At 75.2% G+C, this 13,636-nt stretch carries 13 protein-coding genes; 2 read left to right on the top strand and 11 right to left on the bottom strand.

Annotated features, from left to right (window positions below):
- Positions 1-62 precede the first annotated feature (62 nt).
- The 11 genes from ACIGW2_RS08605 to ACIGW2_RS08555 form a co-directional block, all read right to left on the bottom strand.
- Positions 63-1,655 carry a hypothetical protein gene (locus ACIGW2_RS08605; RefSeq protein ID WP_399842132.1) on the bottom strand — a complete coding sequence of 531 codons (1,593 nt, stop codon included), beginning with the start codon at positions 1,653-1,655 and terminating at the stop codon, positions 63-65.
- A gap of 169 nt (positions 1,656-1,824) precedes the next feature.
- Positions 1,825-2,019, bottom strand: a complete 195-nt coding sequence (locus ACIGW2_RS08600) for a hypothetical protein (protein WP_356068745.1) — start codon at positions 2,017-2,019, stop codon at positions 1,825-1,827.
- A 125-nt stretch (positions 2,020-2,144) separates the two neighbouring features.
- Complete coding sequence (locus ACIGW2_RS08595; RefSeq protein ID WP_399842128.1) at positions 2,145-2,831, bottom strand: ABC transporter ATP-binding protein; 687 nt, start codon at positions 2,829-2,831, stop codon at positions 2,145-2,147.
- A complete protein-coding gene (locus ACIGW2_RS08590) occupies positions 2,824-3,831 on the bottom strand; it encodes an ABC transporter ATP-binding protein (RefSeq protein WP_391652088.1) in 1,008 nt (335 codons plus the stop codon). Before ACIGW2_RS08590 ends, ACIGW2_RS08595 begins: the two co-directional genes overlap by 8 nt.
- On the bottom strand, positions 3,828-4,664 hold the full coding sequence (locus ACIGW2_RS08585) for an ABC transporter permease (RefSeq protein ID WP_391652089.1): 837 nt from the start codon (positions 4,662-4,664) through the stop codon (positions 3,828-3,830). Before ACIGW2_RS08585 ends, ACIGW2_RS08590 begins: the two co-directional genes overlap by 4 nt.
- Positions 4,657-5,622, bottom strand: coding sequence for an ABC transporter permease (locus ACIGW2_RS08580; protein WP_391652460.1), 966 nt, complete (start codon positions 5,620-5,622; stop codon positions 4,657-4,659). Before ACIGW2_RS08580 ends, ACIGW2_RS08585 begins: the two co-directional genes overlap by 8 nt.
- Positions 5,623-5,657: 35 nt before the next feature.
- A complete protein-coding gene (locus tag ACIGW2_RS08575) occupies positions 5,658-7,268 on the bottom strand; it encodes an ABC transporter substrate-binding protein (RefSeq protein WP_391652090.1) in 1,611 nt (536 codons plus the stop codon).
- 88 nt (positions 7,269-7,356) lie between these two features.
- Positions 7,357-8,484 carry an acyl-CoA dehydrogenase family protein gene (locus ACIGW2_RS08570; protein ID WP_391652091.1) on the bottom strand — a complete coding sequence of 376 codons (1,128 nt, stop codon included), beginning with the start codon at positions 8,482-8,484 and terminating at the stop codon, positions 7,357-7,359.
- The gene (locus ACIGW2_RS08565) at positions 8,481-9,698 is read right to left on the bottom strand and encodes an acyl-CoA dehydrogenase family protein (RefSeq protein WP_399842125.1); all 1,218 of its coding nucleotides are present in this window, start codon (positions 9,696-9,698) and stop codon (positions 8,481-8,483) included. Before ACIGW2_RS08565 ends, ACIGW2_RS08570 begins: the two co-directional genes overlap by 4 nt.
- On the bottom strand, positions 9,695-10,663 hold the full coding sequence (locus tag ACIGW2_RS08560; protein WP_361576427.1) for an NADPH:quinone oxidoreductase family protein: 969 nt from the start codon (positions 10,661-10,663) through the stop codon (positions 9,695-9,697). Before ACIGW2_RS08560 ends, ACIGW2_RS08565 begins: the two co-directional genes overlap by 4 nt.
- Before the next feature lie 138 nt (positions 10,664-10,801).
- Positions 10,802-11,443 (bottom strand): helix-turn-helix domain-containing protein, encoded by a 642-nt coding sequence (locus ACIGW2_RS08555; RefSeq protein ID WP_391652093.1) that lies wholly within the window; start codon positions 11,441-11,443, stop codon positions 10,802-10,804.
- A gap of 63 nt (positions 11,444-11,506) precedes the next feature.
- Here ACIGW2_RS08555 and ACIGW2_RS08550 point away from each other — a divergent pair, with 63 nt between their 5' ends.
- Positions 11,507-12,520: an NAD(P)/FAD-dependent oxidoreductase gene (locus tag ACIGW2_RS08550; protein ID WP_399842121.1), complete on the top strand. Its 1,014-nt coding sequence runs from the start codon at positions 11,507-11,509 to the stop codon at positions 12,518-12,520.
- A 292-nt stretch (positions 12,521-12,812) separates the two neighbouring features.
- Complete coding sequence (locus tag ACIGW2_RS08545) at positions 12,813-13,592, top strand: VOC family protein (RefSeq protein ID WP_391652095.1); 780 nt, start codon at positions 12,813-12,815, stop codon at positions 13,590-13,592.
- Positions 13,593-13,636 lie beyond the last annotated feature (44 nt).

Genomic DNA, 13,636 nt, shown 5'->3' with positions numbered 1-13,636 from the left:
CTGCCCGGGACCGCGGAGCGACGCGGTCCCGGGCAGCTCCTCGTGCCGCGGGCGGGGTGCGGTCAGGCGCCGTCGCGGACGGCGACGATGCCGTTGAAGACGCCGACGTACGCGGTGCCGTCGGGGCCGATCGTGATCGGCGCCCAGTTGTTGTCGTAGCCGGGGCCGGTCCCGGTGAGCCGGGACCAGGCCCGGGCGCCGGTGCGGAAGTCGACGGCGGTCAGGTACCAGGCGTCGACGCCGAGGGCGTTCGGCCGCTTCTCGTAGAAGTAGAGCAGCCCGTTGGCGGTGGAGAGCTTGGGGACGGTGGAGGGCGAGCGGACGTCGCTCTCCCAGACGGTGTCGCAGCCGCTGCCGTCGGGGCGCACGTCGACGCGGGTGACGCCGCCGACGACGCTGCGCCCGAAGGTGAGGCTGGTGGGGTTCTCGTAGCCGTAGTTGTTCTCGACGACGAGGCTGTTGCCCCAGCTGATCAGGGAGTTGTCGGTGGTGGAGGCGCCGGCGCCGAAGACGGGCACCTTGCAGACCAGGCGGTCGGCGGGGGCGACGTCGGTGCCGCGCCGGTAGACCAGCACGTTCATGCGGTCGTCGGCGTTGTCGGTGATGGCGACGTAGCGAGCGCCGTTCTGCCCGAACAGGTCGGGGGTGGTGCCCGAACCCTGGTTCACGGAGCCGGGTTTGGTGCCGGTGCCGCGGTCGTAGGTCTGCCGCCACTGGATCAGCGGGGTGCCGTCGGCGTCGGCGCGGAGGCTGTAGAGGGCGTGGTCGGAGACGACGGACACGCCGTCCTCGGCGACGGAGAAGGAGTTCTGGATCTCCTCGCCGTCCAGGCGGATCGCCCGCAGGGCGCCGGTGGCGGGGTCGAGGGTGCCGATCCGGCCGAGGCGGGTGACCCACCAGATGCGGCCCTGCCAGTCGGGCATCACCGAGGTGACCGGGTCGCAGACGCCGCTCGGGTACAGGTTGGTCCAGCTGACGCAGTCGTGCGGGACGAGCGGGGTGAGGTCCCAGTCCTCCTCGACCGTGAACTCCCAAGAGCCGTCGCCGCGTTGCCGGTGGGCGAGGCGCAGCACGTGCTGGCGGGAGTCGGCGAGGACGACCCGGTCGCGGTGGTCGAGGTAGAAGTAGGCGCCGCCGGAGGTGTCCTTGAAGATCTTCTCGAAGTCGAGGCGGGTGATGGCCTCCACGGTGGAGGAGCGCTGCGGCAGTCGGTACTCGGCGAGGGTGGCGAGGGTGCGCGGGTCGAGCAGCTTGAGCAGGAAGCCGCTGAAGGTGCCGCACACGGTGACCAGCCGCCCTCCGGCGTCGAAGGTGGCGGTGGCGCACTCGCCGCCGAGCGCGGCGATCTTTTCGCTGGAGACCTCGGGGTCGCGGCCGAGCGGCCCCGGGTAGGGGTGGGTGCCGCTGCCGGCGGCGTCGGCGTGCATGCCGCTGCGCCCGTTGGGCGCGAGGTACGGGTGCTGGGGCGGGGCCTCGGCGGGCACCGGCCGGGCGGTGGCGGGGGCACCGGTGTAGGCGTCGACCAGGCGGTGCCCCGGGGCGAGCGGGATCTCGTCGGCGAGGGCGACGGGTGCGGTGAGCGCGAGCAGGATCGCGCTCGCCACGGCGGCCAGCGCGCGTGCGCGGGCCCGCCGGTCGCGGGGTGGGGTGGTCAATGCGGCTCCTCGGATCCGTCCGGACGGGTCGCGCCGGTCGAGAAGCTAGGTCCGCGTCCGCGAGAAGTACAGGGGCGCGCTTGCCGTTTCACGCCCGTTTCACGGGCGCGCAACGTACGGACGGACCGGGGACCCGGGGGGCCGGGGGCCGGGAACTCCGGTGCCGGGCTCAGGGCTTGAGGCTGGAGACCACGTTGGCGGTGGCGGCGACGCCGTTCTGGATGGTCGGCGCCATGCTGGTGCCGGCCAGGAAGAAGCCGAGCAGGGCGCAGACGACGGCGTGCGAGAACTTCAGTCCGCCGTTGCGGAGGAAGATCACGGCCAGGATCAGCAGCAGCAGGACGACGGATACGGAAATGGCCACCGGGATCACCCTCCTTGCGCCGCGCCGGAATTGCGGCGTTCGGCGGACAGTGTGACGTAAGGGGCGATCCGGACGGCGGTATGGCGTGGCGGCCATCCGGGTGACGTTCCGGCGCAGGCCGTTCCTCAGCCCTTGGCCAGGGCTCGGGTCGTCGTGCCCGCGCCCAGTTCCGCCCATTCCACCGTGCGGTCGGTCCAGCGTTCGAGGAGGACGCGGTCGTGGCCGATCGCGAGCAGGCCGGCGCCGGTCCGGGCGCGGTAGGTCTCGACGGCGGCGACGAGGGCGGCGGTGGTCGAGGCGTCGAGCATCGCGGTCATCTCGTCGCAGATCAGCCAGCGCGGGCGGAGCACCAGGGCCCGGGCCAGGCAGGCGCGTTGCAGCTGGCCGTCGCTGACCTCGTGGGGGCGGCGGCCGAGGAGGTCGGGGGTGAGGCCGACGGCGGGGGTCAGCTCGGCGAGCCGGTCGGGGATCTCGGCGCGGCGGCCGGTCGCGCGCAGCGGTTCGGCGATGAGGTCGGAGAGCCGGAGCCGCGGGTCGGCGGAGAGCCGGGGCTGCTGGAACACCACGCCGACGGCGGTGCGCAGGGCGCGCGGGGCACGGTGGCGCCAGCCGCGCACCTCGGTGCCGTCGATCAGGACCCGGCCGGCGTCGGGGCGGTGCAGCAGGGCGGCGACCCGGGCCAGGGTGGACTTGCCGCAGCCGCTGGGGCCGAGCAGGCCGACGGAGGTGCCGGCGGCGACGGTGAGGGAGACCTCGCGGACCACGGGCGCCCGGCGCTCGTATCCGGCGGTGACGCGGTGGAGTTCAAGCACGGGAGGCTCCCGGGGCTTCGTGCGGGTGGTGGCAGGCGACGCCGGCCCGGAGGGCGGGGCGTTCGGCGCACTCCTGGGCGGCGCGGGCGCAGCGGGGGGCGAAGGCGCAGCCCGGGGGGAGGTCGGACAGTTCGGGCGGCAGTCCGGGGACGGGGGTGAAGTCCCGTTCCGGGAGGGCGTTCAGGAGTCCGCGCGCATACGGGTGGCGGGGTCCGGGCGTGCCGAAGAAGCGGGTCGCGGGGGCCATTTCGACGATCCGGCCGGCGTACATGACGGCGACGCGGTCGGCCACCCGGTGGGCGGCGGCGAGGTCGTGGGTGATGAGGAGCAGGGCGCGGCCCTCGTCGGTGTGCCGGCGCAGTTCGTCGGCGGTGCGCTCGACGAGCGCGCGGTCGAGTCCCGTGGTGGGTTCGTCGGCGAGCAGCAGGGGCGCGTCGCCGATCAGGGCGAGCGCGGTGGCGGCGCGCTGGGCGAGGCCGCCGGACAGTTCGTGCGGGTGGCGGTCGAGGTGTCCGGCGGGGAACGCGGCCCGCTCGGCCGCGGCCTCGGCCGCGGCGCGCCGCTCGGCCCGTGGGGTGCGGGTGAGGGCCCGTACGGTCTCCTCCAGGTGGGCGCGGACGGTGCGCACCGGGGTGAGGTGGGCGGCGGGGCTCTGCGGGACGAGTCCGACGCGCCGGCCCCGTACGGTGCGGGCGAGGGTCTTCTCGTCGGCGGCGAGCAGGTCGGTGCCGTCGAGGAGGGCGGTGCCGGAGGTCTCGGCGTTGGCGGGGAGCAGTCCGAGGAGGGCGGAGGCGAGGACGGACTTGCCGCAGCCGCTCTCGCCGACCAGGGCGAGGCACTCCCCCGCCGCGAGGTCGAAGTCGGCGTCGGTGACGGCGGCGACGGTCCGGCCGCCGCGCAGCCGGAAGCGGACGGTGAGCCCGCGCACGCGGAGCAGGGCGCCCTCGGCCCGTTCGGCGGAGACCGCCCGCAGGGCGCGGAGGACGTTCTCGGCGGTCACAGCATCAGCTCCGATCGGCGGCGCGGGTGGAGCCGGTCGCGCCAGACGCCGGCCAGGCCCGCGATCGCGAGGGTGGGGACGACGAGGAGCAGGCCGGGGAAGAGGGTGGGCCACCAGTGGCCGGTGAGCAGGGAGGAGCGGGCGGTCTGGACGAGGTTGCCGAGGCTGGCCTGGTGGCTGGGGAGGCCGAGTCCGAGGAAGGAGAGGGCGGACTCGTGCCACATGGCGTGCGGGATCATCAGGACGGCGGCGAGCCCGGCCTGCGGGAGGACGGCGGGGAGCAGGTGGCGGACGGCGACGCGCCACCGTCCGGCGCCGCCGGAGATCGCCGCGTCGACGAAGGGGCGGGAGCGCAGCGAGAGCACCTCGGAGCGCACGATGCGGGCGGTGGAGAGCCAGTGGGTGAGGGCCACGGAGGCGATCACCGGCCAGACGCCGGGCCGGAACAGGGCGACCACGAAGATGCCGAGCAGCAGGTGCGGCACGGCGGAGAAGCCGTCGACGATCCGCATGACGAGGCGGTCGGCGCGTCCGCCGAGCGCTCCGGCCGCCGCGCCGACGGCGGTGCCGACGACCGTGGCGACGAGGGCGGCGACGAGACCGACGAGGAGGGAGACGCGCAGTCCGTGGACGCAGCGCAGAAGCAGGTCGCGGCCGACGTCGTCGGTGCCGAAGGGGTGCCGCCACGAGGGCGCGAGGAGTCTGCCGCCGAGGTCGACGGCCTGCTGGTCGAGGGGGACCAGCGGTGGCACGAGGAGGACGGCGAGGGCGAGGGCGCCGGTGGTGAGGGCGGAGGTCCACAGGCGCAGGCGCCGGGTGCGCGGGTCAGCCATCGAAGCCCACCCTCGGGTCGGCGAGTCCGTACAGCAGGTCGGAGAGGAGGTTGCCGAGCAGCACGGCGGCGGTGGCGAGCACGGTGAGCGCGGCGAGCAGCGGGAAGTCGACGGAGAGAGCGGCCTGGACGGTGGCGGCGGCGATGCCGGGCCAGCTGAAGACGGTCTCCACGAGGAGGGCTCCGGTGATGAGTTCGGGGACGCGGGAGCCGACGAGGGTGAGCGTCGGGAGCATGCCGGAGCGCAGGGCGTGGCCGGTGAGCACGGTGCGTTCGGCGAGGCCGCGGGCGCGGGCGCCGCGCACCGGGTCCTCGTCCAGGGCGTCGCCGACGCCCTGGCGTACGTACAGGAAGAACCAGGGCAGTTGGGAGAGGCCGAGGACGAGGGCGGGCAGCACGAGGTGGTGCGCGACCTGGCCGGCGGTGACGGTGTCGCTCGCCGTGTCGGTGAGGCCGCCGGGCGGCAGCGCGCCGAGTTCGAGGGAGAGGAACCAGAGGGCGAGCAGGCCGAGCCAGAAGGCGGGGGCGGCTTCCAGGGTGTACGCGAGGGCGGACACCGTCCGGTCGAGGAGGCCGCCGCGGCGGCGGCCGGCGAGGACGCCGAGGAGGGTGCCGAGGGTGATCGCGAGGAGGAAGGCGGTGGCGGCGAGGAGCACGGACCAGCCGATGCGTTCGGCGATGACGTCGGCGACGGGCTGGCGCATCACCGCGGAGTCGCCGAGGTCGCCGCGCAGGGCGTGGCCGAGCCAGTCCCACCAGCGGCTGTACCAGGGCCGGTCGGCGCCGAGGTTGGCGCGCAGCTGGTCGAGGTTCTCCTGGGAGGCGGTGAGTCCGGCGCCGCCGGCGTAGGCCTTGACGGGGTCGAAGGGGGAGGCGGCGGCGACGGCGAAGACCGCGAGGGTGACGCAGAGGAGGACGGGGAGGGCGGCGAGGGCGCGCCGCCCGCTCATGCGGGCCATGGCGCCCCAGGGGAGGCGCCGGCGGGGTGCGGGGGTCACTGCTTCGGGGTCCAGTCCTCGATGTTCCACCAGGGGCCGGAGCCGAGTCCGTGCTCGTGCGGTTCGACCTGGGTGGTGAGCCGGCCGGCGGCGGTGGTCCAGCGGTCGGCGACGACGTAGACGTGGTCGACGTGGGTGAGGAAGGTGTAGCCGGGGTTCCTCACCAGGGCGCGCTGCACGGTGTCGTAGGCGGCGCGGCGCCGGGCGGGGTCGTCGGTGCGGCGGCCGTCCTCCAGGGCCCGGTCGACGGTGGGGTCGGCGTACCACGCCATGTTGTTGAAGCCGTCGCCGGCGAGTTCGGACTTGAGGAGGAGGTACTGGTCGAAGTCGGGGTCGCCGGGCGAGCCGCCGCCGGCGAGGACGGCGTCGGTCTTCATCCGGGGTTCGATGACCTCCCAGGTGCCGGCCTGGGTGGTGATCTCGATGCCGGCCTTCTTGGCGTCGGAGGCGTAGGCGAGGGCGTGGTCCTGGCGGAGCTTGTCGCCGGAGAGGTACCAGAGGGGGAAGGCGGCGCGGACGCCGTTCTTCACGCGGATGCCGTCGGGTCCGGGCTTCCAGCCGGCCTCGTCGAGGATCTTCGCGGCGCCGGCGGGGTCGTGGCGGCGTTCGGTGCCGCGGGTGAACCAGGGGCTGTCGGTGGGCACGGGGCCGTAGGCGGGGCGGCCGGCGCCTTCGAGGATCGTGTCGACCATGGTCTGCCGGTCGACGGCGAGGTCGAGGGCGCGGCGCACCGCGATGTCGCCGGTCACCTTGTGGTGGGTGGGGAGGGTGACGGTGCGGTAGTCGAAGGTGGTGGCGGTGTACGTGGTGCGGTGCGGGTCGTCCTTGAATCCGGCGGCGAGCGCGGGCGGCAGGATCGCGGCGTCGAGGTCGCCGGCGCGCAGCCGGGTGGCGCGCACGTCGTCGTCCTTGACGACGGCCATGGTGAACTTCCGCACGGCCGGTGCGCCGCCCCAGTAGTGGGGGTTGGCGCGGAAGCTGAGCTTCTCGCCCTTGGACCAGTCGGTGAGGACGTAGGGGCCGGTGCCGACGGGCCGGGTGGTGAAGGGGCCGCTGTTGACGTCCTGTGTGCCGGCGACGTGTTCGGGGGCGATGGCGAGGACGGTGCGCCGGGCGAAGGGCGCGTAGGGGTACTTGAGGGTGAAGACGACGGTGTGGTCGCCGACGGCGCGGACGTCCTTCAGGGCGTCGAGCTCGCTGCGGGAGGGGTTGTTGGTGCGCGGGTCGAGCACCGTCCGGTAGGTGAAGACGACGTCGCGGGCGGTGAAGGGCCGGCCGTCGCTGAAGGTGACGCCCTTGCGGAGGGTGTACGTGTAGGTGAGGCCGTCGTCGCTGACCCGGGGCAGTGCGGTGGCGAGGGCGGGGGTGAGCCGCATGTCGGCGTCGAGGGCGAGGAGTCCGTCGAAGATCTTGGAGTTGCCGTCCTTGCCGTAGCCGAGGAGCGGGCTGAGGGTGTCGGGTTCGGCGGCGATGCCGACGACGACGGAGTCCCGCGGGCCGCCGGAGCCCGCACCGGCGGCGCCGGGGTTCGAGCAGGCCGCCGCGGCGAGGGCGGTCGCCCCCGCGAGGATCGCGGCGGTCGCGCGGCGGACGTGTCGGACGGCCATGGTGTCCACACCCCTCTTGATGATCAACTGTTATTGCGAAGTCCTCGCAATTAAACAGGATGTAGAGGGGTGTGGACGCAGGGGCCCCTTACGCGGGAGCGGGCAGGTCCACCAGGGCGGCGATCACGTCCTGGTGACGGCCGGGCGAACCGAGCGCGGTCTGCGCGGACTTGGCCCGCTTCAGCGCGAGGTGCGCCGGGTGCTCCCAGGTCATCCCGATGCCGCCGTGCAGCTGGACGCACTCCTCGGCGGCGTGCACGGCGACCCTGGCGCAGTAGGCCTGGGCCACGGCCACGGTCAGCTCGGTGTCCGGCGCCCCGGTGGCCAGGGCGTCGGCGGCGGCACGGGCCGCCGCCCGGGCGCCGACCAGTTCCAGCCACAGCTGCGCCATCCGGTGCTTGAGAGCCTGGAAGGAGCCGACCGGCCGGTTGAACTGGTGGCGCTCCTTGGTGTGCCGGACCGTCTCCTCCAGGCACCAGGAGGCCAGCCCCAGCTGCTCGGAGGCGAGCAGCCCGGCGCCGGCGAGCAGTCCGCGCCGGACCGCGGCGCGGCCCTCCTCCGGACCGGCCAGCCGGGTGCCCGGGGCGCCGGTGGCGTCGACGACGGCGAGCGGGCGGGTGAGGTCGAGCGGCACCCGCGGGGTGATCCGGGCCTCGGCGGCCTGCACGGCGTACAGCCCGTCGGCGCGCGGCACGAGCAGCACGTCGGCGGCGGCCGCGTCGGCGACGGCGGGCACCGGGCCCTCGGCCACCGGCTCGCCGCCCGGGGCGGCGGACAGCGGCACGGCGAGCACGGCGGTCCGCTCCCCCGAGGCCAGTGCCCCGAGGAGTTCCGCGACCGGGCCCTCGTCCGCACCGAGCGCGAGCAGGGTCTCGGTCGCGACGACGGCGCTCGTGAGGTACGGGGCGGGGGTCACGGCCCGGCCCAGCTCCTCCAGGACCACCGCGGCCTCGCGGTGGCTCGCGCCCTGGCCGCCCAGCTTCTCGGGCACGAGCAGTCCGGCGGCGCCGATGCCGCCCGCGAGGGCGTCCCACAGGCCGGGGACGTACGGGTCCCCGCCCTCGATCCGGGCGAGCAGCGCCTGCGGGTCGGCCCGGTCGGCGAGCAGCGAGCGGACGGCGGCACGCAGGTCCTCCTCGGCCTCGGAGTAGAGCAGGTCCAGCGGCGCGTCCGTGGCCTCGGGCGTCACGGCCGCCGTGTCGGGGGTCTCGGTCATCGGGCGAGGTCCTTCCAGGCGACGTCCTTGTCGTTGCGGGGCTCGGGCGGCAGGCCGAGGACCCGTTCGGCCACGATGTTGAGCAGCACCTCGGTGGTGCCGCCCTCGATCGAGTTGCCCTTGGAGCGCAGATAGCGGTAGCCCGCGTCACGGCCGGTGAAGTCCACGCGCTCGGGCCGGACCATGGTCCAGTCGCCGTACAACAGGCCCTCGTCGCCGAGGAGTTCGACCTCCAGGGCGCTGATGGCCTGGTTGAGCCGGGCGAAGCCGAGCTTCATCGCGCTGCCCTCGGGTCCCGGCTGGCCGGCCACCAGCTGCTGGCGCAGGCGCTCTCCGGTCAGCCGGGCGACCTCGGCGTCCACCCACAGGTCGAGCAGCCGCCGGTGCAGCTCGTGGGTGCGCAGCTCGGGCCGGGTCCGCCAGGTGGTGGCGGCCTTGCCGATCATGCCGCCCTCGCGGGGGATGCGGGCGCCGCCGATGGAGACCCGCTCGTTCATCAGGGTGGTCTGGGCGACCCGCCAGCCGTCGCCGACCTCGCCGAGCCGGTGGGCGTCGGGGATGCGCACGTTCGTGAGGAAGACCTCGTTGAACTCGGCCTCGCCGGTGATCTGGCGCAGCGGCCGGACCTCGACGCCCGGGTCGGTCATGTCGCAGACGAAGTAGGTGATGCCGCGGTGCTTGGGCAGGTCGGGGTCGGTGCGGGCGATGAGGATGGCCCAGCGGGCGACATGGGCGCTGGAGGTCCACACCTTCTGCCCGTTGACCACCCAGTCCGTCCCGTCGCGCACGGCACGGGTGCCGAGCGCGGCCAGGTCGGAGCCGGCGCCGGGCTCGCTGAACAGCTGGCACCAGACCTCCTCGCCGACCCAGAGCGGCTTCAGGAAGCGCTCCTTGACCTCCTCGGAGCCGTAGGCGAGGAGGGTGGGGGCGGCCATGCCGAGGCCGATGCCGATCCGCCGCGGGTCGTTGTCGGGGGCGCCGGCGGCGGCGAGTTCGGCGTCGACGACGGCCTGGAGGGCGCGCGGTGCGCCGAGCCCGCCGAGGCCCACCGGGTAGTGCACCCAGGCGAGGCCGGCGTCGAAGCGGGCGCGCAGGAAGTCGAGGCGGTCGGTGGTCGCGGGCGGGTGCTCGGCGAGCAGCCGGCGCACCCGGTCGCGCAGTCCGGCGGCGTCGAGCGCCCCGGCGGCGGGCGTGGGGGCGGGGTTCCCGGTCATGCGCGGGCTCCTTCCGGGAGGACGACGAGCCGGCCGGTGGTGACGCCCTCGGAGAGCCGCTGCACGGCGTCGGCCGCGCCCGCGAAGGGCACCCGCTCGCTGACGTACGGCTTGATCAGGCCCTTGGCGGCGAGCTCGGTGAGGGTCTCGTGGCAGCGCAGCACGGCCGCCGGGTCCTTGAGGTTGTAGAGGCCCCAGTGCAGGCCCAGGATCGAGTAGTTCTTCACCAGGGCGTGGTTGAGGGCGGGGGCGGGTACGGTGCCGCTGGCGAAGCCGACGACGACGATCCGGCCCTCGAAGGCGACGAGTTTGGCGGACTGCTGGTAGGCGGCGCCGCCGACCGGGTCGTAGATCACGTCGGCGCCGCGGCCGCCGGTGGCCTCCTTGACGGCGGCGATGACGTCCTCGGCGTGCCGGTCGACGACGGTGTCGCAGCCGAGCGCGCGGGCCGCGGCCGCCTTGTCGGGGCCGCCGACGACGCCGATGACGGTGGCGCCGGCGGCCTTGCCGAGCTGGACGGCGGCGCTGCCGACGCCGCCGGCGGCGGCGTGCACGAGCAGCGTCTCGCCCTCCTTCAGGGCGGCCCTGCGGTGCAGACCGAACCAGCCGGTCTGGTAGCCGATGTGCAGGGCCGCGGCCTCGGCGTCGTCGAGCGCCTCGGGCGCGGGCAGCAGCGCGGCGGCGTCGGCGACCGCGTACTCGGCGAGGCCGCCGTGCGGCAGGGCGGGGGTGGCGATGACCCGGCGCCCGTCCTCGGTCTCGGCGCAGATCTCCACGCCGGGGGTGAAGGGGAGCGGCGGCCGCACCTGGTACTGGCCGCGGCAGAGCAGCGCGTCGGGGAAGTTGAGGCCGGTGGCCCGGACCTTGAGCAGCACCTGCCCGGGCCCGGGGGCGGGCGCCGGGACCTCGTCGAGCTGCATCACCTCGCCCGGCTCGCCGTTCTCGTGCACTCGCCATGCCTGCATCCGGGGCCTCCACGTGCCGTCGTGCGTCCTGCGCGGTCGACGGCATACTAAGCGGTCGCTTGGACGAGCGGAACCTGCCGCGCGCTTCCACTTCCGCCCGGCCGCCGGTGAGGGCGCCGGATGCGGCGGCCCGGGGCCTCAGGAGCGCTTCGGCTTCGCCCGTACGTGCATCCGCTCGCCCTGCGGGCCGAACAGGCTCAGGAACTCCACCGGCCGGTCCCCCGCCGGGCCGAACCAGTGCGGCACCCGGGTGTCGAACTCGGCCGCCTCCCCGGCGCCCAGCTCCACGTCGTGGTCGCCGAGCACCAGGCGCAGCCGCCCGGCCAGCACGTACAGCCACTCGTATCCCTCGTGGACCCGGGGGTCGGGGGCCTCGGCGGTGGGCTCCTGGACCACCTTGTAGGCCTGGAGGCCGCCCGGCTGCCGGGTGAGCGGGTAGAGGGTGCGGCCGTGGCGGCGGATCGGGCGGGCCCGCACCCGGGGGTCGCCGGCCGGCGGGGCACCGACCAGCTCGTCCAGCGGCACCTGGTGGGCGCGGGCGATCGGCAGCAGCAGCTCCAGGCTGGGCTTGCGCTGCCCGGACTCCAGTCGGGACAGGGTGCTCACCGAGATGCCGGTGGAGGCGGAGAGGTCCGCCAGGGTCGCGCCGCGCTCGCGGCGGATGCGGCGCAGCCGGGGTCCGACCTCGCTGAGGACGGCCTCGACCCGGTCGTCGTCCCCGGCGGGCGCGCCGTCGCCGGAGGAGCCGTCGGAGTGGGCGTGGGCGTGGTGCTTCGTCATGGATCCATTGCAGAAACGGCAACTTCGTTTGTCAATGGCGGGAGGCCGGGCGACCCTCGCCGTATGAACGCACACAGCTCGCGGAGCGCATTCGACGTGGTGGTGGTCGGCGGCGGCGCGGCCGGCCTGAGCGCGGCCCTGGTCCTGGGACGGGCCCGGCGCCGCACCCTGGTGATCGACGCGGGGGCGCCGCGCAACGCTCCCGCCGCCCACATGCAGGGCTATCTCGGCCTGGACGGCACGAGCCCGGCGGATCTGCTGGCGGCCGGGCGGCGGGAGATCGCCGGGTACGGGGTGGAGTGGACCGAGGGCCTGGTCACGGCCGCGCGGCCGGAGCCGGATTCCGGGACCGAGGCGGGAGCGGAGCCGGTGAACGGGCCCGGAGCGGGCGGGGGCTTCGTCCTGGACCTCGCGGACGGGCGCCGGGTGCACGCGCGGCGCCTCGTGGTCACGACCGGTCTGGTGGACGAGCTGCCGGACCTGGCGGGGCTGGCCGAGCGCTGGGGCCGGGACGTCCTGCACTGCCCGTACTGCCACGGCTGGGAGGTGCGCGACCGGGCCTTCGGCGTGCTCGCCCACCCCGTGCTGCCCGCCCACCAGGCCCTGATGGTCTCCCAGTGGTCCCCGGACGTGACCCTCTTCCTGCACACCGCCCCGGAGCCCCGCGCCGAGGACCGGGCCCGGCTCGCGGCGGCCGGGGTCACGGTGGTGACCGGCGAGGTCGCCGGGGTGGTGACCGAGGACGACCGGCTGACCGGCGTACGGATGGCGGACGGGCGGGTGGTGCCGCGCGAGGTGCTGTTCGTCGGCACCCGGACCGTGCCCCGCGACGGGCTGCTCACCGCGCTGGGCGCCGAGACCCGGCAGACCCCGCAGGGGCGGTTCGTGACGGTCGACGAGACCGGCCGGACCTCGGTCCCCGGCGTCTGGGCCGCCGGCAACGCCATCGGCGCGCACGAGCAGGTCGTGAACGCGGCGAGCGGCGGCTACCGGGCGGCGGTCGCCGTCAACGGCGACCTGCTCATGACGGACCTGGACCGCCGGGTCGCGGCCGGTACGTCTGCGGCGGGGGCCTGAGAAACGGGCGTGCGCCGGGCGCGGGCGCTGCGCCGTGCGGATGAAACCCGCCGGACGGGGCTGCGCCCGGCCCGCCCGAAGGCGAGGATCGGCCATGGTGGCCGGAAACCCGATGCCGTGCCCCGCTCCGGGCATCCGCTCCGGAGACCGTCCGGCGTCGGGCGCCCCGCCACCGCGGGACCCCGGACGCCCGGGGCCCGACGGCCCGGTGGCGCACCGCTCCCCCGGCGGCGCACCACCCGGCATCCGCCGTGACGGCACGGCCTCCCCACCCGGAAGGACGATCCACCCCATGCTCGGTACGGACTTCATCACCGGCTCCCCCGACTGGCTCGACCTCGGCAGCCCGGACACGGACGCCGCCGCCCGCTTCTACGGCCGGGTCTTCGGCTGGGACTTCGCCTCGGCGGGGCCCGACGCCGGCGGCTACGGCTTCTTCCAGCAGGACGGCGAGACCGTCGCCGCGCTCGGCCCGCTCACCGAGGAGGGCGCGCACAGCGCCTGGACGGTCTACTTCCAGACCCCGGACGCGGAGGCCACCGCGCAGGCCGCCGAGAAGGCCGGCGGCACCGTGCGGGCGGCGGCCTTCGACGTGATGGACGCGGGCCGGATGGCGGCGCTCACCGACCCGGCGGGCGCCGAGTTCGCGGTGTGGCAGCCGGGCACGGTCAAGGGCCTGGAGCGCACCTCGCGGAACGACACGCTGGTCTGGGTCGAACTGCACGTGCCGGACCCGGAGCGCGTCCTCGGCTTCTACCAGGGCCTGTTCGGCTGGCGCTGGCAGGAGATGGACACCGCCGGGATGACCTACCGGGTGCTGCTGACCGCCGAGGGCGATCCGAAGGACGCCTCCTTCGGCGGCGCGGCGCCCCGCCAGGAGGGCATGGAGCGCTCGATGTGGGTGCCGTACTTCATGGTGGCCGACGCCGACCGCACCTCCGTGACGGTCCAGGAGAACGGCGGCTCGGTGCTGCTGCCGCCCTCCGACGTGCCGGAGGTCGGGCGGCTCGCCTGGTTCGCGGACCCCTTCGGCGCCCCGTTCGCGATCCTGCGGCCCGACCCGGACATGTAGGACCGGCGGGTCCGTACGGGTGCGGCGGAAGGACCCGTCCCAGC

Origin of the sequence: Streptomyces sp. NPDC053541, from assembly GCF_044544705.1 — a bacterium.
GTDB lineage: Bacteria > Actinomycetota > Actinomycetes > Streptomycetales > Streptomycetaceae > Streptomyces.
The sequence above is the reverse complement of the archived record's forward strand: the minus strand, read 5'-3'. Positions and strand labels throughout refer to the sequence as shown.